Genomic DNA, 23,534 nt, shown 5'->3' with positions numbered 1-23,534 from the left:
ATGTAAATAGAAAAAGGTTCCAGAGTCGACAGGACTTTGGATCCTTTTTCAATATACCTTGTTATTGGGCGGTTACGGACTTTTTTGCTAATAATCCAGGTCAGTAGCAGAGAGTTGGTTTTGATTTCGTGTGAGTATTGGAACCTATATTTTCAAGTAAGGTACTTGATGTAAGGAACAGTTTTTCGCTCATCAAGGCTGTTTTTTGAGGGAATAGTGACTGTATTTAAAAAAACGAACGGTGAGTAGCTTAAAAACTAACCTTAGATGGAAGTGCCAACTGTGAAAACAGACTCTTATATTGTTTTACTGAATAGTGACACTTAGAGATAAAAATTTCAGGGAATGTAAATTTTTTATCAGATTACTTTAAAATCTTTGTGATTTACAAGAAATTTACCTGATTCCCATAGTTGATTTACAAATGTTCGGTAGAATGTGAGTATGTTTATTGAAAGGAGCATATATGAATTTTGTTTATCTGGTCATATCTATTATAGCAGAACTGTTTGCTACATCTTATTTACGGGAGACTAACGGATTTACAAATTTAGGACCATCACTTATTTGTGGAATTGCTTATGTTGTGTGTCATTATACTTTTTCCAAGGCGATTCTTTCACTTAATCTAGGAGTGGCATACGCCTTGTGGTGTGGCATAGGTATACTTGTAACGACCATAGTCTCTTACAGTATCTATAGGGAACATGTATCTTGGCCTAGCTTAAGTGGCGTTGCTTTGATTTTACTTGGAACCATCTTGGTTAACTTAGGAGGGTATTGATATTCTATGAAGCAAATAGCTATTGACAAATTTAAATCTCTTGGCATCGTTCTATTGTTCACTTTGCCAGCAATGATTCCATTGTTTGTTTTTTGGATTTACCCAATTGTTCGATCGCTGTGGTTAAGTTTTACCAACTGGAATTTTATGACTCCTGATTATGATGTTATTTTTTGGGAGAACTACCGAGATTTATTCTGTGACAGTCGATTTTATGAGGCATTAAAACATACGCTTCTTTTCACGGTTGGAACATTATTACCGACTCTAATGGGCGGACTCTTACTGGCCTTATTACTTCAGAAGTCATTTAAAGGAAATTCATTTTTCAAGTTTGTATTATTCTCACCATGGGTTACCCCAACGGTTGCTATTTCTATTGTATGGACATGGATATTTCAGCCGAAAGATGGATTTGCTAATCAGATTTTAGGATTTTTTGGTTCGCCAGGATTGGATTGGATAGCGAGTTCTGATACTGCTATGTTGTCAGTGATTATTGTAACAGTTTGGAAAAGCTTGGGCTACGCAATGATTTTTTACTTATCTGCGTTAGAAAAAGTACCGCAGGAAATCTATGAAGCTAGTAGCTTAGATGGGGCCAAGTCCTGGAGGCGTTTTATTGATATGACCCTACCCTGTATTTCGCCCACAACCTTCTTTTTGATGATTATTACAACGGTAAACTCTTTGCAAGCTTATGATCAGATTCAAATTCTAACTCAAGGTGGTCCATCGGGGAGTACAAGAACCTTATTATATTTGTATTATCAATTAGGTTTCGAAGAATTTAAGATGGGTCAGGCGACAGCAGTCGCACTTGTTATGGTAGTTATAACTGCGGTATTATCGTATATCCAGTTTTTCACTTCCAAAAAATGGGTTCATTACTAGGGGGACGAAATGCAGACAAGGTATCAGTTATATATAAACTATCTGAAGCAAGGAATTTGTTTCCTACTTTTGACCGCCATTTCGCTATATACCGTATTTCCGTTTGTATGGATGGTGGTTAGCTCCTTAAAAACTAAGTCAGAGGTGCTAGATGGTAGTCAATTTTTCCCAACAGTACCGCAAATAACAAATTATCTGGAAATTTTATTTGATTCGCCCATTCTAACCTACATACTCAACAGCCTATGGACCTCTCTGTTGATTGTATTTCTTCAAGTATTAACTGGCGCCATGTTGGCCTACGCCTTAGTATTTTTATCCTTTCGAGGACAGAAATTTATATTTGTTGTCGTGATGGGAACTTATATGCTACCTGTGGCAGCAACTTATATTCCTAGTTATATTATTTTATCAAAAGGGGGGATGTTGAATACATTTACAGGTCTAATTATCTCAAGTACGATAAGCATTTTTGGGATATTTTTACTCCGTCAAGCCTTCATGCAGGTACCAAAAGCTTTGGTTGAGGCTGCTAGAATGGATGGGGCAAAACATTTCAGAATCTTATGGGAGATTGTCTGTCCTGTTACAAAGTCATCTTTTATAACATTTGCTTTAATGAGTTTTATCTCTGCTTACAATAGCTATATGTGGCCATCATTGATTACAAATGATCCGAGTAAATACTTGGTTTCACAAGGGTTGAGACACTTCTTTATAGAGGGCGGTGCCTATGGAACTGAGTGGGCAAAAGTGATGGCTGCTTCTAGCGTTATTGTTATACCAATTTTGATAATTTTTGCTTTTACGCAAAAATGGTTTATCAACGGGATTGGCGGAGAAACTGGCGTTAAGGGCTAATAGCCTTATTAAGAAATAGAACAAAGGAATAAAGGAATTATTATGAAAAAGAAAATTGCGTCCATATTATTAATGACAACTGTTGCTTCATCTGTTTTGTCCGCATGTGGGACAAATTCCTCTACCAACTCGCAGTCTTCTGCTGGTTCAGAAGCGGGGAATAAGGTTGAGGTTGAGTTCTGGTATGCTGGTGGTAAAACAGCTGTTAATGTTGTTCAAGATATTATTGATGAGTACAATGCGTCACAAGATACCTATCATGTAAAAGCTGTAACCCAGGCAGATTATGGGGAAACTTACGAAAAATTGCAGGCTGGAATTGCTGGTAAAGCTGCACCAGATATGGTGTTAATCACTCCAAGTGCTGGACGGACATTGAATGAAAGTGGGCTTCTCGCTGATTTGAATACCTATCTGACAGAAGATGTGACTGTTAAGGAAGAGGATTATCTGGAAGTTTTTGCAGAACAGGGAGTGTCGGAGTCGGGTGCTCGCTTCGGTCTGCCTGCTTATGGAACAACTCAGGTTTTATATTATAATATTTCAGCATTTGAAAAGGCAAATATTGATCCAAACTCGATTGCTACATGGCAAGATTTGGCAGCAGCTGCTAAGGCCATTAAGGCCACGGGAGAATTTACATATGGCTGGGAGCCGATGTGGGGACCGTACAACTTGATCGATGCTTCCCTAAGTAATGGAGCGAAGATGTTCAGTGAAGACGGTAAAACAGTAACGATTAACTCTGAAGAATGGGTTAGCGTCTGGGAATCGTTTAGAACTTGGATTCATGATGATGAAATTATGGCTGTCAATTCAGGTGGTCAAGGTTGGGAGTACTGGTACAAAACCATTGATGATGTATTGAATAATATTGCTGGTGGTTATACGGGTTCATCTGGTGATCAGGCTGATTTGGATTTTAATATTGTCCAGGCGATGGAGCAACCAGCATGGGATGAGGATTCGACATCCGCACCAGCTGCAGATGCCTTGTTATTTAGTGTAGTAGAAACATCCACCGAACAGGAAAAAGCAGGAGCATTTGAATTTATTCAATTTTTCACAAATATTGAAAATCAAATCCAATGGACTAAGGAGGTTGGTTATGTAGCAGTAAACAAGGGCATTGCTACAAATGAAGAGTATCTTTCGTATGTTAAAGAACATCCTCAAGCACTGGTTCCATTTACACAGGCGAGTCACGGTTCTGTGCTTCCAATCGATCCGACTGGTGGAGCAATTTATGATGCCTTGACTGTTGCTGCAGATCAAGTCGAATTAGAAAATATCCCAGCACAAAAAGCCTTGGACGAAGCTCAAAAAATAGCTCAAAAGGCGTTGGATAAGACATTGAATGAATAAAAAAGGGTGATATATGAGCCATACATTAATGTTTGAATTGCATGATAAAGTACCAATCAAGCAAGTAGGGACCTTCTTTGTTCCTCAGAATTGTTCAGGAATTAGTTTCACACATACTATTGATACTCCTTATAGCATGCTGGTTATTTTAATGATTCGGGACAATCATGGGCGATTAAGGTTTCAAAAGCAACTCGGTCACAGTAGCAAGACAATCTATTTAGGAGAGACCGCAGAATATACAACCATTGGAGGCATTCCAGGAAAAATAAATTCTGGGCAATGGACATTGGAATTTATTTTCAATCAGGAATATGGAAAATATTTCGACGGAAGCCATATTCATTCCTGTTTTGAAATTCAGTTTTCTGAGGGTAGAAATGAGACGGAGATGATTGATGGTCCAATCTGGGTTGATGAGGATTTTAACTACAGTTTTTTGGAACCGAGCAAGATTTACCAGAGAGGGAGGAAATGGTACAAGGGGGATTTTCATACCCATACCCAATTATCTGATGGAAGGGATTTGCCACGGTCGGTTGTAGAAAAGGTCATTGAAGAGCAGAACTTAGATTTTTACCTTGCGACCGAGCATAATCTTTTGCATACTGGTTGGCCTGAAACATCCCTAATGGTTTTACCAGGTATGGAAATTACGACAGGACAGGGTCACGCTAATTTATTTGGACTGACAAAACGGCCAGAATCGTTGGATGCACTGATTTTGGCTCACCAAAAAGAAGATGTGTTGCAGGCCTTGGATGAGCTAATTGCTGAGGCCAAGGATAATGGTTGGTTGTTTTCAATTAACCATCCCTTCTTATATCTTTGGAAATGGCTTCATGATACATTAAGTTTAGACTTGTTGGATTGTATTGAGATTATCAATGATCCAACGTATGAGCTAGAGGAAGATGCAAATGGAAGATTAGCCAATCAGCAAGCTGTAGAGTTGGCAGATTTATTCTGGTCGCAAGGTTACCGTATTTGTGCAATCGGTGGAAGTGATTCTCATATGGTGAAAGGGGAACGCTATCCAAGTTCGAAATTTTCATCCATACCTGGGGATCCAGCAACGTGGGTGTATATGGAAAATCTTACTCCAAATAATCTCTACTCTGCACTGAGACAGTGCCGTGCTTATGTCACTCGTTTCAGTAGTCTGGACTTTGAATTTATTCAACGAAGTGCGGAAGAGGTGAATCTTGGCACGCTGTCTTTCGGTGATCAACTTCATGCAGAATGTGCATTTCTGGATTATAGGCTTTCCTTAAAAATGGATTTTGATGAGGCGTTGCTATTTTGCTATATAGATGGCCAAAAAGTCGAACTCACCACCGAGGTCAGTACTGAGGGAGTCTATACTGTTTCTGGACGGATTACGCTGAATGAAGCCTCCTACCAGTGGATTCGGTTTGGGGCTACGAATCAAGATGGTGATTTTAGGTTCTATGGAAATGCCCTGACGAAAGGCCATCGGGTGCCTGATATAAGAACCTTCCGTCAGGCAAAAGAAAAGCTAGGAATTTCTGGATGATTAAAGGGATATTATTTGATAAAGATGGCACTATAATTGATTTTTTCAAGGTCTGGCAACCAGCAGTTAGGCCTGTTCTGATAAATCTATTATCCTTCCTTGATCTTCCACCTACAATGGATAACATACTTCCTTTGGAGGAGGCAATTGGTATCAAAAATGATGTACTTGATCCGGAAGGGGCCTTGGCTTGGAAACCTTATGAACAGATTGCTGCCGATTTAGCAGTTATACTTGAAAAAGAGCGACCTAATCTGGAGATTGGGGCATTGCAGATGTTGCTAGAACGGTATTTTTCAGAACATTTCCAGACCATCACAGACTACCCTGTGTTTACCGATATGTTTGTATTGTTTGAAGAATTAAGAAAAAGGAAAATCAAAATCGGTATAGTTACGACAGATAACTCGGATGCTACACAGGATTGTTTATCAAGCCTTGCGATTGAGAAGTATGTCAGTTATTGTGCAACAGCAGATAGTGGTCACCCTATCAAACCGAGTGAGCGTCTGTTTCGAGATGTACTGAGGGAGTGGCAACTAACTTGTGAAGAAGTTGCAGTGGTAGGTGATACGCCAAATGATATGCGTTTTGCATTGAATGGTGGTGGGGTACCGATTGGAGTGTTAAGCGGGGTAGGAACGTATAAGTCGCTCAGTCACTATACAGATACGATTATTCCATCTTTAGCTGAGTTGTTAGAGTTTATTGATAGAAGAAATGAGGAAATATAGGTGGCAAAAATAGAATTAAGAAATATCGTCAAGGCCTATGACAACCATATAGCTGTCCATAATTTTAACTTGGAGATAGCTGATAAAGAATTTATCATTTTTGTGGGTCCTTCTGGTTGCGGAAAATCAACGACTTTACGGATGATTGCAGGTTTAGAAGATATTACCTCGGGAGAACTGCTGGTGGATGGGGAAACCATCAACCATATCAGTCCAAGTGACCGAGATATGGCGATGGTTTTTCAAAATTATGCCTTATATCCGCATATGACAGTCGCCCAAAATATTGGCTATAGTCTCAAAATCAAGGGACTTAAGAAGCAAAAAATCAAAGAAAAGGTAGCAGAAATTGCAGATGTATTAAGTTTAACACCGTACCTAAATAGAAAACCATCTCAATTATCGGGTGGACAAAAGCAGCGGGTGGCCATGGGCAGAGCAATGGTTCGACAGCCTAAACTATTTCTAATGGATGAGCCATTATCAAATTTGGATGCAAAGCTACGAGGCCAGATGAGAGTGGAGATTGCCAACCTTTATCAGCAACTAGACTCTACATTTATTTATGTAACACATGACCAGACGGAAGCTATGACATTAGGAACTAGGATTGTAGTGATGAAGGACGGTGTGATTCAACAGGTTGACACTCCTCAGAATCTCTATCACAATCCAGCAAATTTGTTTGTCGCAGGGTTCATTGGTACCCCTCCGATGAATTTCATTGAAGGGAGCTTGTTAGAAACAGATCAAGGATTGGCAGTTGAGGTTGGTCAAATGCTGCTCTTATTAACTAGCGATAAGGAAACAGTGGTAGTCAATAGTGAAATGGCAGGAAATCAAGTAATCGTAGGAATTCGTCCGAATAATATTGTTGTATCCAGAGATTTAACAATTTCTAAGGCAGTAGAAGGCAGGGTGGAAGTTTATGAAATGTTTGGAGATGATGCCTTCTTGCATATTCATCTTGCAGCTACAGATACTCAGATTGTTGTAAAAACGGATTCCTTAGAGCCATTTTCTATTGGAGAACAAGTGAGTGTAAGAATACTGGAAAACCATCTCCATCTATTTGATAAGGAAACGGGGATAGCGATTGTAAATTGAGTATGGCTAAATTATCTCTTTACTGAACTGAACTATGATTGTAAGCGACCTGGAATAAATAGATATAATTGTTTACTAAAACCTCCAACGAGCAATCAACCGTATTCGTGTTGGGAAACGTTGATAAAATTGGGATTGAACTTGGTTCAGTTCCTTTTTTTAATTTCATGATATAATGGAGATATGATACAATCAATTTTGCAATTTATAAGTCATCTACTCTTTATCTATATAAGTTATCATCTATTGATAACGACAGTAGATTGGGCACGATGGTTAAAAGTAACGGGAGATAATCAGCCAAAAATCAACATGCTGATATTATTTATTTCTATTGCATTAGGTTATTTAGTCTCAACTTTCTTTTTAGAGTTGTTACTAATTGGACGTTCTTTTGCAACTATGTTTTAATAGGTTAAGAAGAGGGAAGTGAATGGAAACAATCATTGTTAAAGGAAGTCAATCTGGATTAAAAGGTCAAGTTGAGATTGAGGGTGCAAAAAATGCAGTTCTACCCTTGTTAGCAGCGACAGTTTTGGCAAGTAAGGGTCAGACTCAGCTGACACAAGTACCGATTTTATCTGATGTGTTCACAATGAACAATGTTGTTCGTGGTTTGGGTGTTCGTGTAAAATTTGACGAGGAAACAAAGACAATTGATGTTGATGCGACTGGAAAATTAGGTAGTGAAACTCCCTATAAATATGTTAGTCAAATGCGTGCATCCATTGTCATTCTTGGTCCAATTTTAGCTCGTAATGGCTATGCGAAAGTATCTATGCCAGGTGGTTGTACAATCGGTAGTCGTCCAATTGATCTTCATTTGAAAGGTCTACAAGCGATGGGAGCAAGAATTAAGCAACGGGCTGGTTACATTGAAGCCAGTGCGGAGGCCTTGCAAGGTGCTCATATTTATCTTGATTTTCCAAGTGTCGGTGCGACACAAAATTTAATGATGGCAGCAACGCTTGCTCATGGTATGACTATACTTGAAAATGCTGCGCGCGAACCTGAAATCGTTGATTTGGCTATTTTTCTAAATAAGATGGGTGCGAATGTTAAGGGAGCAGGTACTGAGACAATTACCATTACGGGTGTAGAAGAATTGGTAGGAGCAGAGCATCAAGTTGTTCAAGACCGTATCGAAGCAGGTACATTTATGGTAGCTGCTGCTATGACCGGTGGAGATGTTTTGATTAAGGATGCTATCTGGGAGCACAATCGTCCGCTTATTTCTAAAATGATAGAAATGGGAGTTGAAGTAACGGAAGAAGCAGAAGGGATTCGAGTGCGTTCACAGGTGGACAAACTCAAACCTGTAACAGTAAAAACCTTACCACACCCTGGCTTCCCGACCGATATGCAGGCCCAATTTACCGCTCTGATGGCAGTTGCCAAGGGCGAATCAACTATGATTGAAACGGTATTTGAAAATCGCTTCCAGCACTTGGAAGAAATGCGCCGTATGAATGTGCATTCGGAGATTTTGCGTGATACAGCCATTATTACAGGTGGTCAGCCTTTACAAGGTGCAGAAGTGATGTCTACGGACCTTCGAGCAAGCGCTGCCCTGATTTTAGCTGGATTGGTTGCTGAAGGACAAACCATTGTTGGGAAATTGACCCACTTGGATCGTGGTTATTATCGTTTTCATGAAAAATTAGCTGCCTTAGGTGCGTCGATTGAACGTGTGAGTGGAGAAGTTGAAAATGGATAAGGAAAATCTAGGCAATATGGGTAAAAATTTACTCTTTGTAGTGATAATTTTACTGTTTGCAATTTTAATCTTTGCCTTTGGACTGATGGTTGGATACGGAGTCGTAGGTGATGGTGACAATATGTTTTCAATACTATCGGTAGAAAAATGGCAAGATTTCATTTCTAAATTTACTGGAAAGTAGGCTAGTCCTACTTTTTTAATGGGGATTTTATGGCGAAGAAAAATGTAAAAAAACAAGCAATGAGTTTGCTCAGCTTATTGGCTACGATTGTTGTAGTAGCGGGTGGCTATCTTTTAAGCGATAACAAGAGCAGTAACGTTGCTGATTATTCCTATTATGTCAATCGGTCTAAGGCAAGTGAAGGCACACCTAGTCAGGAACTGGTTAATTCGGTATTGACAGAAGATGTAAAAAAGCAACTGGGGAATTCGATTGAATGGAATGGCGCTGGAGCATTTATTATTAACGGGAATCAAACGGATTTAGATGCATCGGTTGCCAGTGTGCCTTATGGTGATAATAAGACAAAGACAGTTCAGGGAGAAACGGTTCCAACGGTAGCCAATGCGCTTTTAGCCAAATCTACACGTCAGTATAAGGATCGTGAAGCAACAGGTAATGGACGTACGTCATGGACTCCTGCAGGCTGGCACCAAATTCATGATTTGCCAGGGGAATATGATCATGCAGTTGATCGTGGACATCTTTTAGGCTATGCCTTGATTGGTGGTCTTGCTGGATTTGATGCCTCAACAAGTAATCCCAAAAACATAGCGGTTCAAACTGCCTGGTCTAATCAAGCTAACGACCAAACTTCAACTGGGCAGAATTATTTTGAAAGTCAAATTCGGCGGGCCTTGGATAAAAATAAGCGTGTCCGCTATCGTGTGACCTTGGTGTATGCTGAGAGTGAAGACCTTGTTCCTGTCGGAAGCCATCTAGAGGCAAAAGCAGCAGATGGTAGTCTAGAGTTCAATGTGTTCGTTCCAAATGTGCAGAGCGGTCTCAGTATCAACTATCATAGTGGGGAAATTGCAGTGAATGAGTAAAGAAATCAATTGCCAAAAACTCTTATTTTTGATAGAATATTCTTAATTGAATAGAAGTCTGTGAGACTAGTACACCTATGGAAACTGCCCAGGGAGTTGAGCCGTGACTGCAAGCTCAATCAGTGAAAGTTGGTCGAATTCACTCACACAAGGACTTAGAAACAAGGTCTGCCTAGCAGATGAAAACGGATGGTACCGCGTGACAACGCTCCGATACGAGTGGTGTCATGCGTTTTTTTATTGGAGGAATTATGTCAAACATTGAACAACAGTTGGCTGAATTAAGCCAAACTACACTTGAAAAGTTAAAAGAAATCCAGCACCAAGGAGAGAAAGAACTACAAGACCTGCGTGTCGCGGTTTTGGGTAAAAAAGGGTCCTTGACTGACTTGTTGAAAGGCTTGAAAGACCTGTCTGACGATATGAAACCAATCGTTGGTAAGCAGGTCAATGAGGTGCGTGATGTGCTGACGGCTGCTTTTGAAGAAACCGCTCAGAAGGTTGCAGCAGCAAAAATCCAACAGCAACTAGCTTCAGAAACTATTGATGTAACCTTGCCAGGTCGTCAGGTTAAGGTCGGAAAACGCCATGTCTTGACCCAGACTTCTGAAGAAATCGAAGATATTTTCTTGGGCATGGGCTTCCAAATCGTTGACGGATTTGAAGTGGAGAAAGACTACTATAACTTTGAGCGCATGAATTTGCCAAAAGACCACCCAGCACGTGATATGCAGGATACCTTCTATATCACAGAAGAAATCCTTATGCGGACCCATACATCACCAGTTCAAGCACGTACAATGGACCAACATGATTTCTCAAAAGGTGCTTTGAAGATGATTTCGCCAGGCCGTGTTTTCCGTCGTGATACGGACGATGCGACCCACAGCCACCAGTTCCACCAGATTGAAGGCTTGGTTGTCGGTGAAAATGTATCCATGGGTGATCTCAAAGGTACACTTGAATTGATTATCAAGAAAATGTTTGGTGAAGAGCGTCAGATTCGCCTGCGTCCATCTTACTTCCCGTTCACGGAGCCTTCTGTTGAGGTGGATGTTTCCTGCTTCAAGTGTGGTGGTGACGGCTGTAACGTATGTAAGAAAACAGGCTGGATTGAAATCCTCGGTGCCGGCATGGTCCACCCGCAAGTATTGGAAATGAGTGGTATTGACTCAACCAAGTACTCTGGCTTTGCCTTCGGTCTTGGTCAGGAACGCATTGCCATGCTCCGTTACGGTATCAACGATATTCGTGGATTCTATCAAGGAGATGTACGATTCTCTGAGCAGTTTTGATGTGAGACCTGTTTCTGATACTGAAAGTATCTAGAAACAGGACGGTAGCCGCTATGGCGGTCTACCTACTCCCCTCACTAGTTCTAAGGTTGAAAAAATGTCGTTTTCAACCTTAGAACGTCGTAATCTCGAACTATTTAAGGTGTGGGAATCGCTGCTCTGCGACTTTCCTAGCTACCTTACTAGGATTTCAAGCGAAAAATATCGTTTTACTTAAAATCTGTCGTGATTTAGTAGGTTTGTCAGGTTGTTTAAGGTGAAAAACGGTAGTTGCTCTGGCGGTCTACCTACTCACCTCACTAGGTTTAGAGTTGAAAAAATATCGTTTTCAACATTAGAACGTCGTAACTCCGCTGGAATAGGTGAACGGAAATCGAGATCAAGCGACTTTCCTAGCTACCTTACTAGGATTTCAAGCGAAAAATATCGTTTTACTTAAAATCTGTCGTAATCCGATAAAGTTAGTAGATTGTTGTTTGAGAGAAACGGTAGTCGCTCTAGCGGTGTACCTACTCCCTCACTAGATTTCTGGATGAAAAAATGTCGTTTTCAATCTTATAACGTCGTAATTCCGCACGAGTATAGTGAAGGAAAATCGCTATTCTGCGATTTTCCTAGCTCAGTTAGAAATGAGAGGCAATGGAGATGCAGATTGATCCTATACGTTTAGAAGAGGTTTCCGCTTTGCAGGAGCTGGCTACACAGACTTTTGCCGAGACCTTCGCTCACGATAATGACCCTAAGAAACTGAAGGCATTCTTTGAGGAAGCGTATTCACTCGAAGTCTTGACTAGTGAGTTATCGGATTCCAACTGCCAGCACTATTTTCTAAGAGTAGATCATCAGATAGCTGGTTATCTTAAGCTTAACCAGGGTCCTGCTCAGACAGAACATGAGCTGGAAAATGCCTTTGAAATCCAGCGTATCTATCTCTTAAAGGCCTATCAAGGTCAAGGGTTGGGTAAGAAACTTTTTGAGTTTGCTTTGGAAAAAGCAGAGCAGTCAAGCTGTGATTGGGTCTGGTTGGGAGTTTGGGAACATAATTACAAGGCTCAGAAATTCTATTCCAAATACGGATTTGAAAAATTTGGCCAGCATGAATTTGCGGTCGGTGATAAGATAGATGTGGATTGGCTACTAAAACGGCCTTTGCACCAGAAAGGATAATATGTTAGTAAGTTACAAATGGTTAAAAGAACTCGTTGAGTTTGATGCGACAAGCCAAGACTTGTCTGAAAAAATGTCAACAACAGGGATTGAGGTAGAAGGGGTTGAGCAAAAGAGTGCTGGCCTGTCTAAGTTGGTTGTTGGCCAGGTTGTGTCTTCTGAGCCAATTCCAGATACCCACCTCAACATCTGCCAGGTCAATGTCGGTGAAGAAGTTACGCAAATCGTTTGCGGTGCTCCAAATGTCAAGCCAGGCATCAAGGTGATCGTCGCTCTGCCAGGTGCGCGTATCGCTGGAAACTACAAGATTAAGAAAGGCAAAATCCGTGGAGTTGAATCCTTGGGTATGCTCTGCTCATTGAGCGAAATCGGCGTATCCGACTCTGTGGTACCAAAAGTATATGCGGACGGAATCTACCACCTGCCTGAAGATGCAGTCGTGGGTGAGCCAGTCTTTTCATATCTGGACCTCGACGATGAGATTATCGAGCTGTCTATCACGCCAAACCGTGCCGACGCCCTCTCTATGCGTGGCGTGGCGCACGAAGTGGCAGCTATCTATGACAGCAAGGTCAACTTCAAGCCTGTGACCTTGGAGGAAAGTGACAAGAAGGCCAGCGATGTGATTGAAGTGGCCATTGAGTCAGACAAGGTGACTGCCTACACGGCCCGTGTCATTGAAAATGTGACTATCGCACCGAGCCCACAGTGGTTGCAAAATCTGCTCATGAACGCAGGTATCCGCCCGCTCAACAACGTGGTCGACATCACCAACTACATCTTGCTCTACTTCGGTCAGCCCATGCACGCCTTTGACTTTGACAAGTTTGACGGCAAGAAAATCGTAGCTCGTCAGGCAAAAGAGGGTGAGAACTTGGTAACGCTTGACGGCGAAGAGCGTGACTTGGTTGCCGATGACATCGTCATTTCCGTTGGGGACAAGGCGGTTGCCCTTGGTGGTGTCATGGGTGGTGCCAACACAGAGATTGACAACAACTCTAAGACCGTCGTGCTGGAAGCAGCTCTCTTTGACGGCAAGTCTATCCGCAAGACCTCAGGTCGTCTCAACCTTCGCTCTGAGTCCTCTTCTCGCTTTGAAAAAGGAATCAACGTGGCGACTTTGACGGAGGCTATGGACACAGCAGCTGCTATGATTGCGGAACTGGCCGGCGGTCAGGTATTGTCTGGCATCGTTTCTGCAGGCAGCGTGGACACTTCGGATGTCCCAGTCACAGCGACCATTGATTATGTCAACCGCTCGCTCGGGACCAATCTGGACTATGCCCAAATCGCAGATATTTTCCGTCGTTTAGGTATGGAAACAACTGGCGATGCAAGTCAGTTTACAGTCGCAGTACCGCGTCGTCGTTGGGACATTCGCATTCCTGCGGACTTAGTTGAAGAAATCGCACGTATCTATGGCTATAATAATCTGCCGACCACTCTTCCAAAAGAGGACGGAACAGCAGGTGAGTTGACCCTGACCCAGAACATCCGTCGCCAAGTACGTAGCCTGGCAGAAGGTGCAGGCCTGACAGAAATCATTTCCTATGCCTTGACAACGCCTAAAAAGGCTGTGGAGTTTGCGGTTCGTCCAACCACAGTCACCGAACTCATGTGGCCAATGACTGTTGACCGCTCTGCCCTTCGTCAGAATATGGTATCTGGTATGCTAGACACAGTTGCCTACAACGTGGCTCGTAAGAACAAGAACTTGGCTCTTTACGAAATCGGTAAAATCTTTGAACAGTCTGGCAATCCAAAAGAAGACCTGCCACAAGAAATCAATAAGTTCGCTCTTGTCTTGACTGGCTTGGTAGCTGAGAAAGACTTTCAGACGCCTGCTGTACCCTTTGATTTCTTCCATGCTAAAGGTATCTTGGAAGCTATCTTTGGTCACTACAAGTTGTCAGTTGACTTTGTGGCAACCAGTGAGATTGCTGCCTTGCACCCAGGTCGTACTGCTGAAATCCATTTGAATGGGGCGGTAATCGGCTTTGTCGGTCAAGTACACCCTCAAACGGCTAAGGACTACGGTATTCCTGAAACTTATGTGGCTGAAATCAACCTGGATGCGATTGAAGAAGCTCTCCAGCCTGCTCAGCCATTTACCGAAATCTCCAAATTCCCAGCGGTCAGCCGTGACATTGCCCTGCTTTTGAGCAGTGATGTCAAGCATCAGGATGTCTTGGATGCCATTGCGGCTGCGGGCGTGAAACGCTTGACCAAGGTGACCCTCTTTGACGTCTATGCGGGTAACAATATCGAGGCCGGTAAGAAGTCTATGGCTTATAACCTGACCTTCCAGAATCCTGAGGATAGCTTGACGGATGAGGAAGTGGCTAAGTACATGGAGAAAATTAGTAAGGCTTTGGTTGAGCTTGGTGCTGAAATTCGTTAACCTTTAGTCTTTCATTTTATCTTTTATTACTTCGACGTATGAGGAAACTCTGTTTCCTTATCTCCCACTTCAAATAATTTCAGATTATTTGAACTCGCTTTGACGTACTCGACAGCTATGACTTGCTATCGTAAGTAATATTTTCAGCCTTGGACAGACGGTTGGTCTGTGCAAGCTATCTGCAGCTTTTGATGCGAACTTTATTCGATCTATTTCCCAGCTCTAAAGGTTTCCTAAACCTTTAGAGCTGTACAAAAGCAAATTGAAAGACTATACTACTAAATCCTAGTCTGAGGGCTAGGATTTTTGGGAAGGTGGTATGAATGTTCAAGAGATTCAAGAAAAATCTTTCCGAGAAGGTAAGCTTATCGCTTTTCCTAAAAAATTAAAAAGTAAGCAGGACTTGTTTGCCTATTTACAAGAAGAATTAGCTAAAAAAGGCTCAACATTCACTGAAAAAGAGGTTAATGCCTTTCTAGCTGAGACTTATGATGACTTTGCTATATTGAGACGCTACTTGGTGGATTATGGCTACCTGTCGCGTGATTAGTATGGTTTGGAATACAGAATAGAAGAAAAGAGATGATTGCGGTCATCTCTTTTGTCTTACAAAATAAAGGGTTCAATCTTCAACTCTATCTGGTTGCCATACTTGGCTAGTAAATCGTCTGCCAGGGGATGATAGAGTGCTCGTAGTTGTTCAATCTTGTCAGGGAATTGCTTGCCGATGTAGTCAAACTTGCATTCGATGGTTAAGAAAAGTTGGTGGAAGAGTTCGTTAATCTCATTCAATCGGGCAATCATTTCTTCATCCTCTTTGAGAAAATCAGGGATTTCTGAGCGATTGTTGACAAAACCATCGCTGAGTTTTACGGGGAAAGAGCCGTATTCTAGGACAAATTCGTACATGGGATTCTCCTTGCCTTACTATTGATAGGACTATTGTAGCATAGATTAGAATGTGACAAAAGAATTTCACCTTCCTTCAGTTTAAGTTTTGTTTAATGCTATTTTCAGTTTTGTTTAAAGCTTGGTCGGTAAACTATATTTTGTATACAAGACAGGAACCTGTCAAAATTCAAGATTTAGGATAGAAGAGGCAAAGCAATGAAAACAAGAATCGTACAAAAGCAATTTAAACGTAAAGAAACCAAATATATTGTTGATATCGATGTATTTGAAGAATTTGAGAAAGAACTTCGTCAACATATGACCGAAGATGAATTTGCTACATCAACGATTACGAATATTTACTTTGACAATGAAGATTTTGATATGATTCAAGATTCTCTTGCTAAGAAAAATGGACGTGAAAAAATTCGTATGCGTGTGTATGATGAAATTCCATCAGAAACAAGTCAAGCCTTTTTGGAAATCAAGAAAAAGGAAAATAAAATTGGCTATAAATACCGTCTAACATCTAATCCAGTATCTGTTACAAATTACATTAAAAATGGTATTATTGATGCTACTATCAAAGATGAAAAAGTAATATCAGAACTTGAACAGTTGAGAAAACGTTATGGTGTCATCAAACCCAAAATGTATATTTATTATGATCGCGTATCATATAAGGGTATTAAGGACAAAAAAGTTCGCTTAACCATTGATAAGAACCTCCTATATCGTGACTATAATGTCAATGTAATGGTAGGGAAATTTGGTAAAGCCTTGCTAGATCCTAAAAAGGTCATCATGGAAATCAAAGTTCCAGAGGAACGTCCAGATTGGTTTGTTGCCTTGTTGGAAAAATACAATATCGAAAAACAATCGTTTTCAAAATATGGCAATGCTTATAAGCTAACCCACGACATCGTAGAAGAGGAAGTCATTCATCATGCAGCTGTTTAATAGTATCTTTTCAACGGCCAATAGTAGTATCACCCTAGTCCAGATGGTCCTGGTTTTCGGAGTCAGTCTATCCATGGGGGTACTCTTAGCGGCTGTTTACAAATATAAATCGAATTATACAAAGGAATTCGTTATCACTCTAAGTCTCATGCCGGCCTTGATTGCTGTTATCATTGCTTTGGTAAACGGGAACTTAGGTGCAGGTGTTGCGGTAGCGGGGACCTTTAGTCTAATTAGATTCCGCTCGGCAGCAGGTTCATCAAAAGAAATGCTTGCAGTCTTGCTGGCGATGGCTATTGGTCTTGCAACAGGAATGGGCTTCCTTGGTTTAGCCGTATTTACAACAGTCATCTTATCAGCCTGTATCTTGATTTTTGAAAACATCAGTTTTGTTCAAGTCAATCAAAATCGTCGCCATCTCTTAGTGACAGTCCCTATGAATTTCAATTATGATCAGTTTTTTGAAAATCAATTTGGTAAGTCTTGTAAGCAGTCTGATTTATTATCCCTTAAATACAAAAAGAAAAAAGAAGCACTTGTTTTAGAATATCAAGTCCTTCTTGATAAGAAAATTACAGATAAGCGTTTGGTAGATACAGTCTTATCAGCGGGTCCGCTGGATGTTGTATTAAATAAACAAATGCCTAAGAAGAAATTCTTATAATACAGAAAACTTTGGTTTGTGTGTCTACCAAGGCTTTTTTTCTATTATGAAATAGACTGATGGGATAGCCTACTCACCATAAAAATCGACACTATAATCGACGAGTGTGTCTCCATCATATTGAAAACTAGCAGAGAAAAAGGGGCGAGTTTCCAGAAGCCACTGTTGAAAATGACGGTCGCCTTCCCAAGTCGGCTTTGATAAAACCTGATCGTAGGGAACCCATTCCAAATCACCTTCATTACACTCAATAATTGTTCCTTCAAATCCTGTTATTTTAAAGACATAGGTGTACCAATCACAATTAGGGGTGAAATCTGGAAAGGTGATAATTCCTTTTAAGGCATGCTTTGTGACAGTTAGGCCTGTCTCCTCAAAGACTTCACGAATGGCGCAGGCTTGAGGGGTTTCACCTGGTTCAAGTTTGCCACCCACCCCAATCCACTTCCCTTCATGGACGTCATTTTCTTTCTTATTTCGATGAAGGAGGAGAAATTCCTTTCCATTATCAATGTAACAAATTGTCGCTAATTGGACTGCTTTCTTAGTCATAGAGGGCTCCTTGTAAATGAATGATTCCATTATACCACAAAGGAGAATGGAGAGAAATCTTTGGGAGGTTTTCTGATTGGGTACAGTCTTGAAATTGAGAAGATGAAAGGTCTTTTCTGAAAATCTAATTTAGGGTATAATAAAGAATCAAATGATTTAGGATGTATTATGTCAAAACAAGAACAAATCGAACAAACTATTTACCAATTATTGGAATTATTGGGTGAAGATCCAAACCGTGAAGGTCTACTTGATACACCGAAACGGGTAGCTAAGATGTACTTGGAAATGTTTAATGGGCTAAAAGAGGATCCAAAAGATCAGTTTACAGCCGTTTTTTCAGAAGGTCATGAAGAGGTTGTTTTGGTGAAGGATATTCCTTTCCACTCCATGTGTGAGCACCACTTGGTGCCTTTTTATGGGATTGCTCATGTAGCCTATATTCCTAGCAAGGGCCGTGTAACTGGCCTGAGTAAGTTGGCGCGTGCAGTGGAGGTGGCAAGCCGGCGACCTCAATTGCAGGAACGCTTAACTCATCAAGTGGCTCATGCTCTTCAAGATGCCCTTGAGCCAGAAGGTATATTTGTCATGGTTGAAGCGGAACATATGTGCATGAGTATGCGTGGAATACGCAAGCCTGGTAGTAAGACAGTGACCACAGTTGCTCTTGGAAAATATAAAGAAGATGCTGTTTTGCGCCGAGAACTCTTGTCCATGATTCACAATAAATAGGAGGTTCTATGTCTATTGAACAATTAGCCCATCAAATATCAATTATGGGAATACTCAATGTGACACCGGATTCTTTTTCAGATGGTGGTAACTATAATGAAATTGAGTCTGCTCTAGCCCAAGTTGAAAAGTTGTTGTTGGAAGGAGCGACTGTCATCGATGTTGGAGGGGAGTCCACGCGACCTGGTGCAACATTTGTGTCTGAAGAAGATGAGATCGCACGAGTGGTTCCGATTATCCGTGCAATAAAAGAAAATTACGATTGTTTGGTCAGCATTGACACCTATAAAACGAGCACGGCCCGTGCAGCCTTAGAAGCGGGTGCGGATATCTTGAATGATGTTTGGGCTGGACTTTATGATGGGGATATGTTGGCTTTAGCCGCAGAGTATAAAGTACCAATCATTCTCATGCACAATCAAAAAGAAGAAGTCTATGACGATATTGTAGGAGAAGTAAAAAACTTTCTGGTGGAGCGTGCGCAAGCAGCCATAGAGGCTGGAGTTGCAGCAGATAACATTTGGTTGGATCCTGGATTTGGTTTTTCAAAAAATGTCCAACATAATCTGGACCTTCTACACGGATTGAACCAAATTACCAGTCTTGGTTACCCAGTATTGTTTGGTATTTCTCGCAAAAGGGTGGTTGATTACCTAATAGGTGGAAATAGTTTACCTGTTGACCGTGATCAAGCAACAGCAGCCCTGTCTGCATGGGCAGTGCAAAAGGGATGCAAAATGGTCCGTGTTCATAATGTGGCAGCCAACAGAGATATTGTAAAAGTTTGGGCTCAGTTAACTGCAGGAGGGCAGAATGGATAAGATTTCGCTGAAAAAATGTCGATTTTATGGCTATCATGGAGCTTTTAAGGAAGAACAGGTCCTTGGTCAAATTTTCACTGTAGACTGTGATTTGTTTGTTGACCTAACTGCGGCCTCAAAAACTGACAATTTAGAAGATACAGTTCACTATGGTATGGTTTTTGAAACGATTAAGGCAGTCGTGGAGGGAAAGCCTTATCTTCTTATTGAAAAGGTAGCAGGTATCATTTGCCAAGAAATTTTTAGTCAGTTTCCAAAAGTGGAAAAGATTCGTTTGGCCATTTACAAGGAAAATCCACCAATTGCTGGCCATTATGATGCTGTTGGGATTGAATTGGAGCGTGAGCGACCATGAAACATCAGGCCTATCTGAGCATTGGGAGCAATATGGGGGACAGACTGGCTTATTTGCAAGCCGCTTTGGAGCAATTAGACAACCATCCAGACTGCCAACTTGGTTTGGTTTCCCCCATTTATGAAACTCCAGCATGGGGAAAGACAGATCAAGCAGATTTCCTAAATTTAGCTTGTTCGGTATATACCAATTTGCCAGCAGAAGATTTTCTCAGTCTTTGTCAGGAGATCGAACTGGCCCTAGACAGAGTAAGGATTGAAAAATGGGGTCAACGAACCATTGATTTGGATATCGTGTTCTGGAATAAGGAAATGATTCAGGAGGAGAATTTAATCGTTCCTCACCCCTATGCCCATGAGCGTGGCTTTGTACTTAAGCCACTTTCTGATATAGCGATAGATTATCGCCACCCTGGTTTAAACAAGACAGTTGGAGAATTGTTAAGAGATCTTGGGGGACAAAATGAGAAAAGGAGATACGTTTTAAGAGATTTATGACAGTTTTAGCGACTTTAGGAGTGTTATTGGCTATTATTGCCATTATTTATTGGACATCAAAGAACTTACATGTGATTATCGCTGCCCCGCTTGCTAGTTTAATCATTATCTTGACAAACCAAATGAATGTTTTGGAAGTCATGTTGGGGAAAGAGCAGTCTTATATGGCTGGTTTAGCTGGTTTTTTAATCAATAATTTTGCTATTTTTATGTTAGGGTCTATTTTAGCCCGGTATATGGAAGCAAGTGGAGCTACGCAGACGATCGCTAATAGTATTTTAAAAGTGATGGGCAAAGATAGTCCTTATAAAGGTTTGTTGGCTATTACATTGATTGCTTCTATTTTAACCTATGGTGGCGTGAGTATCTTTGTAGTGATTTTTACTTTACTCCCCTTGTCTCGCCCCCTTTTTAAGGAATTAAATATTAACTGGGCGCTTTTTCCGCTACCGGTCTTTTTGGGAGCAGGGACCTACACAATGACTACTTTACCAGGTGCCCCCTCTATTCAAAATGTTATTCCAACAAAGGTATTAGGAACCAGTTTGACAGCGGCACCAGTTATCAGTTTGGCAGCTAGTTTAACACTATTAGTATTCGGAATGCTCTATATGGCCTATTGTTTAAAGAAAAGTCTAGCTAATGGAGAAACTTATACAGAGGAAGAGGATGATACTTCAGTAGCATTAGCTGATAAGGCACCAAATCTGTTTCTATCAGTTTTGCCTTTAGTGAGTTTGATTGGAACGATTTTCCTTATGAACCAAACTCCCAATGTCTTAGCAATTGGATTACTTGTCTCTATCATCCTATCAGCCTTGATTTTCTTTCCATACTTACCAAACCAAAAAGAGATTTTGAATACTGCAACCATAGCATCTGTTGTACCAGCATTTGCGACTTCTAGTACTGTAGCTTTTGGGACAGTGTTAACCCTGTCTGCTGGATTTGCTGTTATACAAGAATGGATTCAACAAATTCCTGGCTCCCCATTGATTAGTTTGTCTGTCTCGACAGCATTGGTTAGTGGTATTATTGGCTCTTCATCAGGGGCTGTTGGTATCGCCTCCAGTCATTTTTTGCCTACTTATATGGAAATGGGTATCAATCCAGAATTGCTTCATCGTGTGGTAGTTGTTGCGTCAGCTATCTTGACAGTAGTGCCTCAGTCTGGTGTGATGATTACCTTCCATAATCTATCAAGACTAAGTATGAAACGTGGGCTTAAGTATTCCTTTATTCTGGTGACAGTAGGTCATATTTTAGCTTTGTTGGTTATCTTGCTATTGGCCCCTATTTTCTATTAAAAAATAGAATCCTTAAAAGAAGGGAAGTATTGATTATGGAAAAATTTTGTCAATCTTGTTCTATGCCGCTTGAATTGCATGGTCAAGATGTCCGCGGAAGTGAAAAGATGGGAGTCGATCACAGATTTATTGCTCCTATTGCTATGTAAATGGTGCATTTGTTGAACCTGATATTACATTTGAACAAATGGTAAATAAGGGGAAAACAGTGATTGCCAACGGGCAAGGTAATGCCCTTGTTAAATTCTTTATGAAGGCAAGTTATCCTATGATGTTGAAAAAAACGCAACGTTGGAAAGCTTAATTTTTTGCTCCTTGTGTATTTCAAGGAGTTTTTCTATTTCATTTTCCAATGTTTTCGAGAATCGTGGTATACTATTATTTAATTAAAGTTAGTGATTTTAATTGAGTATAGTCGAATGAATTAGCTTTCAGACAAGGAACTACGGTGCAGACAGTACTAGAGTAAGCAAGCCGAAAGTGACGATGCATCTAAGCTAATTCAAATGACTACATTAGCATTTAAAGGAGGTTCTTATGTCTTTACTCTTATCACCAGTTGAAATGGCAGGTTTGTCATTAAAGAATCGTGTGGTTATGCCACCTATGTGCATGTACGAGGTTAAAAATGAGGATGGCTTACCCACGGCTTTTCATCATGTTCATTATGGGGCGCGTGCGATTGGTGGGGTTGGACTCATTATCCAAGAGGCTACTGCGGTAGAACCAGATGGGCGCTTGTCCAATCGTGATTTGGGAATATGGTCTGATCGTCAAGGTAGGGCCTTAGCGGACTTAGTAATGGAGTTGAAATCATTTGGAAGTAAAGTTGGAATTCAGCTTAGCCATGGTGGGCGAAAAGCTGCTGATGCTATACAGCCAATCGGCCCAAGTGCTGTAGGGTACAGTGAAGAATATCAAGTACCAAAAGAAATGACCTTAGACGATATTCAACGTGTTCAGTCAGCTTTTGTATCTGCTGCTCGAAGAGCTCAAGAAGCTGGTTACGATATGATTGAAATACATGGTGCACATGGTTACTTGGTAAATGAGTTTTTGGAGCCGTTAACTAACCTACGTTCTGATGAATATGGCGGAACTTTAGAAAATCGTTTCCGGTTTTTGAAGGAGATAATTGAAGGAGTTAAAACGGTATTTTGTGGACCAATTTGGGTGCGTTTATCAGCAACAGCTTATGATGAAACAGGAACACAAAATACTCTTCAAGATTACCAACAAATTGCCAAATGGCTAGAGGAACTTGGGGTGGCTTGTTTAGATATTTCTACGGGTGGTTTGATGGATGTGAAGCCCAATATTCCTATTTATGGAGGCTATCAAGCTACATTTTCAGCACAAATCAAACAAGCAGTCTCCATTCCAGTAACAGCAGTTGGTTTGTTACATAATCCGGAGTTAGGTGAGTATCTATTGCAAACAGGACAAGCTGATCTCATTCAAGTGGGACGCGGTTTAATACGAAATGTCAATTGGTTGGCTGATGCAGCAGAGACGCTGCACGATCATGATTTTCAGGTCTATAACAACTCCTACAAACGAGGACAGGTGAGGTAATTTCCTAGTATATTACGAGACAAATTGTCTATGTCTCCAAGCTAAAAAGCATTATTATGGATTCAACTATTACTAAATAAACAATTATCAGCTATCTACCTTTGTGGATGGCTTTTTTGATCCTCCCTTTTCTTCTCAGTTTATGGTACAATAGAAAAGATACAGTTTAAGCTTTTAAAACATTAAAAGTAACCGCCCAATAACAAGGTATATTGAAAAAGGATCCAAAGTCCTGTCGACTCTGGAACCTTTTTCTATTTACATA

The 23,534-nt window shown here is 40.9% G+C and carries 26 protein-coding genes; 24 read left to right on the top strand and 2 right to left on the bottom strand.

Going from position 1 to position 23,534, the window contains the following annotated elements; all coding sequences use genetic code 11:
• The first annotated feature begins 466 nt into the window (after nucleotides 1–466).
• From ACPC57_RS09290 to ACPC57_RS09220, 15 genes are all read left to right on the top strand, one after another.
• Nucleotides 467–784, top strand: a complete 318-nt coding sequence (locus ACPC57_RS09290) for a DMT family transporter (protein ID WP_434066821.1) — start codon at nucleotides 467–469, stop codon at nucleotides 782–784.
• Between the two features lie 6 nt (nucleotides 785–790).
• Complete coding sequence (locus tag ACPC57_RS09285; RefSeq protein WP_434066820.1) at nucleotides 791–1,678, top strand: carbohydrate ABC transporter permease; 888 nt, start codon at nucleotides 791–793, stop codon at nucleotides 1,676–1,678.
• Between the two features lie 9 nt (nucleotides 1,679–1,687).
• Nucleotides 1,688–2,539 (top strand): carbohydrate ABC transporter permease, encoded by an 852-nt coding sequence (locus ACPC57_RS09280; protein WP_277836980.1) that lies wholly within the window; start codon nucleotides 1,688–1,690, stop codon nucleotides 2,537–2,539.
• A 42-nt stretch (nucleotides 2,540–2,581) separates the two neighbouring features.
• Nucleotides 2,582–3,904 carry an extracellular solute-binding protein gene (locus ACPC57_RS09275; RefSeq protein WP_434066819.1) on the top strand — a complete coding sequence of 441 codons (1,323 nt, stop codon included), beginning with the start codon at nucleotides 2,582–2,584 and terminating at the stop codon, nucleotides 3,902–3,904.
• A gap of 13 nt (nucleotides 3,905–3,917) precedes the next feature.
• Entirely contained in the window at nucleotides 3,918–5,441 is a 1,524-nt protein-coding gene (locus tag ACPC57_RS09270; protein WP_434066818.1) for a CehA/McbA family metallohydrolase, read from the top strand.
• Nucleotides 5,438–6,175, top strand: a complete 738-nt coding sequence (locus ACPC57_RS09265; protein ID WP_434066817.1) for an HAD family hydrolase — start codon at nucleotides 5,438–5,440, stop codon at nucleotides 6,173–6,175. The genes ACPC57_RS09270 and ACPC57_RS09265 overlap by 4 nt, the downstream gene beginning before the upstream one ends.
• Nucleotides 6,176–7,282 carry an ABC transporter ATP-binding protein gene (locus tag ACPC57_RS09260; protein WP_434066816.1) on the top strand — a complete coding sequence of 369 codons (1,107 nt, stop codon included), beginning with the start codon at nucleotides 6,176–6,178 and terminating at the stop codon, nucleotides 7,280–7,282. It begins immediately after the preceding gene.
• Between the two features lie 183 nt (nucleotides 7,283–7,465).
• A complete protein-coding gene (locus ACPC57_RS09255) occupies nucleotides 7,466–7,693 on the top strand; it encodes a DUF1146 family protein (RefSeq protein WP_289648705.1) in 228 nt (75 codons plus the stop codon).
• A 22-nt stretch (nucleotides 7,694–7,715) separates the two neighbouring features.
• Nucleotides 7,716–8,999 (top strand): UDP-N-acetylglucosamine 1-carboxyvinyltransferase, encoded by a 1,284-nt coding sequence (gene murA, locus ACPC57_RS09250; protein ID WP_434066815.1) that lies wholly within the window; start codon nucleotides 7,716–7,718, stop codon nucleotides 8,997–8,999.
• Nucleotides 8,992–9,183, top strand: coding sequence for a DNA-directed RNA polymerase subunit beta (locus ACPC57_RS09245; RefSeq protein WP_130554299.1), 192 nt, complete (start codon nucleotides 8,992–8,994; stop codon nucleotides 9,181–9,183). The genes murA and ACPC57_RS09245 overlap by 8 nt, the downstream gene beginning before the upstream one ends.
• A 29-nt stretch (nucleotides 9,184–9,212) precedes the next feature.
• Nucleotides 9,213–10,052, top strand: coding sequence for a DNA/RNA non-specific endonuclease (locus tag ACPC57_RS09240; protein ID WP_434066814.1), 840 nt, complete (start codon nucleotides 9,213–9,215; stop codon nucleotides 10,050–10,052).
• Between the two features lie 251 nt (nucleotides 10,053–10,303).
• Nucleotides 10,304–11,347 (top strand): phenylalanine--tRNA ligase subunit alpha, encoded by a 1,044-nt coding sequence (pheS, locus tag ACPC57_RS09235; protein ID WP_289648707.1) that lies wholly within the window; start codon nucleotides 10,304–10,306, stop codon nucleotides 11,345–11,347.
• A gap of 645 nt (nucleotides 11,348–11,992) precedes the next feature.
• The gene (locus ACPC57_RS09230) at nucleotides 11,993–12,514 is read left to right on the top strand and encodes a GNAT family N-acetyltransferase (protein ID WP_289648708.1); all 522 of its coding nucleotides are present in this window, start codon (nucleotides 11,993–11,995) and stop codon (nucleotides 12,512–12,514) included.
• Between the two features lies 1 nt (nucleotide 12,515).
• The gene (pheT, locus tag ACPC57_RS09225) at nucleotides 12,516–14,915 is read left to right on the top strand and encodes a phenylalanine--tRNA ligase subunit beta (RefSeq protein ID WP_434066813.1); all 2,400 of its coding nucleotides are present in this window, start codon (nucleotides 12,516–12,518) and stop codon (nucleotides 14,913–14,915) included.
• 319 nt (nucleotides 14,916–15,234) lie between these two features.
• Complete coding sequence (locus ACPC57_RS09220; protein ID WP_274503961.1) at nucleotides 15,235–15,465, top strand: DUF2087 domain-containing protein; 231 nt, start codon at nucleotides 15,235–15,237, stop codon at nucleotides 15,463–15,465.
• A 56-nt stretch (nucleotides 15,466–15,521) separates the two neighbouring features.
• Here the strand turns inward: ACPC57_RS09220 and ACPC57_RS09215 are convergent, their stop codons facing one another.
• Nucleotides 15,522–15,824, bottom strand: a complete 303-nt coding sequence (locus ACPC57_RS09215; protein WP_171988699.1) for a hypothetical protein — start codon at nucleotides 15,822–15,824, stop codon at nucleotides 15,522–15,524.
• A 198-nt stretch (nucleotides 15,825–16,022) separates the two neighbouring features.
• Between ACPC57_RS09215 and ACPC57_RS09210 the strand changes: the two genes are divergently transcribed.
• Nucleotides 16,023–16,766 carry a polyphosphate polymerase domain-containing protein gene (locus tag ACPC57_RS09210; RefSeq protein ID WP_274503959.1) on the top strand — a complete coding sequence of 248 codons (744 nt, stop codon included), beginning with the start codon at nucleotides 16,023–16,025 and terminating at the stop codon, nucleotides 16,764–16,766.
• Nucleotides 16,753–17,430 carry a DUF4956 domain-containing protein gene (locus tag ACPC57_RS09205; protein ID WP_217373878.1) on the top strand — a complete coding sequence of 226 codons (678 nt, stop codon included), beginning with the start codon at nucleotides 16,753–16,755 and terminating at the stop codon, nucleotides 17,428–17,430. Before ACPC57_RS09210 ends, ACPC57_RS09205 begins: the two co-directional genes overlap by 14 nt.
• A gap of 69 nt (nucleotides 17,431–17,499) precedes the next feature.
• Here ACPC57_RS09205 and ACPC57_RS09200 read toward each other — a convergent pair whose 3' ends face one another.
• Nucleotides 17,500–17,982, bottom strand: a complete 483-nt coding sequence (locus ACPC57_RS09200) for an NUDIX hydrolase (RefSeq protein WP_274503957.1) — start codon at nucleotides 17,980–17,982, stop codon at nucleotides 17,500–17,502.
• Between the two features lie 168 nt (nucleotides 17,983–18,150).
• Here ACPC57_RS09200 and folE point away from each other — a divergent pair, with 168 nt between their 5' ends.
• From folE to ACPC57_RS09165, 7 genes are all read left to right on the top strand, one after another.
• On the top strand, nucleotides 18,151–18,714 hold the full coding sequence (folE, locus tag ACPC57_RS09195) for a GTP cyclohydrolase I FolE (RefSeq protein ID WP_434066812.1): 564 nt from the start codon (nucleotides 18,151–18,153) through the stop codon (nucleotides 18,712–18,714).
• An 8-nt stretch (nucleotides 18,715–18,722) separates the two neighbouring features.
• The gene (gene folP, locus ACPC57_RS09190; protein WP_277844589.1) at nucleotides 18,723–19,535 is read left to right on the top strand and encodes a dihydropteroate synthase; all 813 of its coding nucleotides are present in this window, start codon (nucleotides 18,723–18,725) and stop codon (nucleotides 19,533–19,535) included.
• Nucleotides 19,528–19,890: a dihydroneopterin aldolase gene (gene folB, locus ACPC57_RS09185; RefSeq protein ID WP_130555304.1), complete on the top strand. Its 363-nt coding sequence runs from the start codon at nucleotides 19,528–19,530 to the stop codon at nucleotides 19,888–19,890. The genes folP and folB overlap by 8 nt, the downstream gene beginning before the upstream one ends.
• On the top strand, nucleotides 19,887–20,387 hold the full coding sequence (gene folK, locus ACPC57_RS09180) for a 2-amino-4-hydroxy-6-hydroxymethyldihydropteridine diphosphokinase (protein WP_434064908.1): 501 nt from the start codon (nucleotides 19,887–19,889) through the stop codon (nucleotides 20,385–20,387). The genes folB and folK overlap by 4 nt, the downstream gene beginning before the upstream one ends.
• Nucleotides 20,384–21,694: a GntP family permease gene (locus tag ACPC57_RS09175; RefSeq protein ID WP_434064909.1), complete on the top strand. Its 1,311-nt coding sequence runs from the start codon at nucleotides 20,384–20,386 to the stop codon at nucleotides 21,692–21,694. The genes folK and ACPC57_RS09175 overlap by 4 nt, the downstream gene beginning before the upstream one ends.
• A gap of 124 nt (nucleotides 21,695–21,818) precedes the next feature.
• A complete protein-coding gene (locus ACPC57_RS09170) occupies nucleotides 21,819–21,998 on the top strand; it encodes a zinc ribbon domain-containing protein (RefSeq protein WP_368040452.1) in 180 nt (59 codons plus the stop codon).
• Between the two features lie 233 nt (nucleotides 21,999–22,231).
• Nucleotides 22,232–23,269 carry an NADH:flavin oxidoreductase/NADH oxidase gene (locus tag ACPC57_RS09165; RefSeq protein WP_434066811.1) on the top strand — a complete coding sequence of 346 codons (1,038 nt, stop codon included), beginning with the start codon at nucleotides 22,232–22,234 and terminating at the stop codon, nucleotides 23,267–23,269.
• Nucleotides 23,270–23,534: the final 265 nt, after the last annotated feature.

This window comes from Streptococcus sp. VTCC 12886 (genome assembly GCF_049893425.1).
Classification (GTDB): domain Bacteria; phylum Bacillota; class Bacilli; order Lactobacillales; family Streptococcaceae; genus Streptococcus; species Streptococcus suis_AA.
This window is presented reverse-complemented; position numbering and strand designations above follow the sequence as displayed.

Bases quoted from the DNA above. Each gene is read 5' to 3' on its own strand.
- ACPC57_RS09230 (WP_289648708.1), top strand. From the start codon at position 11,993: ATGCAGATTGATCCTATACGTTTAGAAGAGGTTTCCGCTTTGCAGGAG.
- ACPC57_RS09255 (WP_289648705.1), top strand. From the start codon at position 7,466: ATGATACAATCAATTTTGCAATTTATAAGTCATCTACTCTTTATCTAT.
- ACPC57_RS09175 (WP_434064909.1), top strand. From the start codon at position 20,384: ATGACAGTTTTAGCGACTTTAGGAGTGTTATTGGCTATTATTGCCATT.
- folP (WP_277844589.1), top strand. From the start codon at position 18,723: ATGTCTATTGAACAATTAGCCCATCAAATATCAATTATGGGAATACTC.
- ACPC57_RS09165 (WP_434066811.1), top strand. From the start codon at position 22,232: ATGTCTTTACTCTTATCACCAGTTGAAATGGCAGGTTTGTCATTAAAG.
- ACPC57_RS09245 (WP_130554299.1), top strand. From the start codon at position 8,992: ATGGATAAGGAAAATCTAGGCAATATGGGTAAAAATTTACTCTTTGTA.
- ACPC57_RS09205 (WP_217373878.1), top strand. From the start codon at position 16,753: ATGCAGCTGTTTAATAGTATCTTTTCAACGGCCAATAGTAGTATCACC.
- ACPC57_RS09265 (WP_434066817.1), top strand. From the start codon at position 5,438: ATGATTAAAGGGATATTATTTGATAAAGATGGCACTATAATTGATTTT.
- ACPC57_RS09280 (WP_277836980.1), top strand. From the start codon at position 1,688: ATGCAGACAAGGTATCAGTTATATATAAACTATCTGAAGCAAGGAATT.
- folB (WP_130555304.1), top strand. From the start codon at position 19,528: ATGGATAAGATTTCGCTGAAAAAATGTCGATTTTATGGCTATCATGGA.
- folK (WP_434064908.1), top strand. From the start codon at position 19,887: ATGAAACATCAGGCCTATCTGAGCATTGGGAGCAATATGGGGGACAGA.
- ACPC57_RS09275 (WP_434066819.1), top strand. From the start codon at position 2,582: ATGAAAAAGAAAATTGCGTCCATATTATTAATGACAACTGTTGCTTCA.
- murA (WP_434066815.1), top strand. From the start codon at position 7,716: ATGGAAACAATCATTGTTAAAGGAAGTCAATCTGGATTAAAAGGTCAA.
- pheS (WP_289648707.1), top strand. From the start codon at position 10,304: ATGTCAAACATTGAACAACAGTTGGCTGAATTAAGCCAAACTACACTT.
- ACPC57_RS09240 (WP_434066814.1), top strand. From the start codon at position 9,213: ATGGCGAAGAAAAATGTAAAAAAACAAGCAATGAGTTTGCTCAGCTTA.
- ACPC57_RS09200 (WP_274503957.1), bottom strand. From the start codon at position 17,982: ATGACTAAGAAAGCAGTCCAATTAGCGACAATTTGTTACATTGATAAT.
- ACPC57_RS09210 (WP_274503959.1), top strand. From the start codon at position 16,023: ATGAAAACAAGAATCGTACAAAAGCAATTTAAACGTAAAGAAACCAAA.
- ACPC57_RS09285 (WP_434066820.1), top strand. From the start codon at position 791: ATGAAGCAAATAGCTATTGACAAATTTAAATCTCTTGGCATCGTTCTA.
- folE (WP_434066812.1), top strand. From the start codon at position 18,151: ATGTCAAAACAAGAACAAATCGAACAAACTATTTACCAATTATTGGAA.
- ACPC57_RS09220 (WP_274503961.1), top strand. From the start codon at position 15,235: ATGAATGTTCAAGAGATTCAAGAAAAATCTTTCCGAGAAGGTAAGCTT.
- ACPC57_RS09290 (WP_434066821.1), top strand. From the start codon at position 467: ATGAATTTTGTTTATCTGGTCATATCTATTATAGCAGAACTGTTTGCT.
- ACPC57_RS09215 (WP_171988699.1), bottom strand. From the start codon at position 15,824: ATGTACGAATTTGTCCTAGAATACGGCTCTTTCCCCGTAAAACTCAGC.
- ACPC57_RS09270 (WP_434066818.1), top strand. From the start codon at position 3,918: ATGAGCCATACATTAATGTTTGAATTGCATGATAAAGTACCAATCAAG.
- pheT (WP_434066813.1), top strand. From the start codon at position 12,516: ATGTTAGTAAGTTACAAATGGTTAAAAGAACTCGTTGAGTTTGATGCG.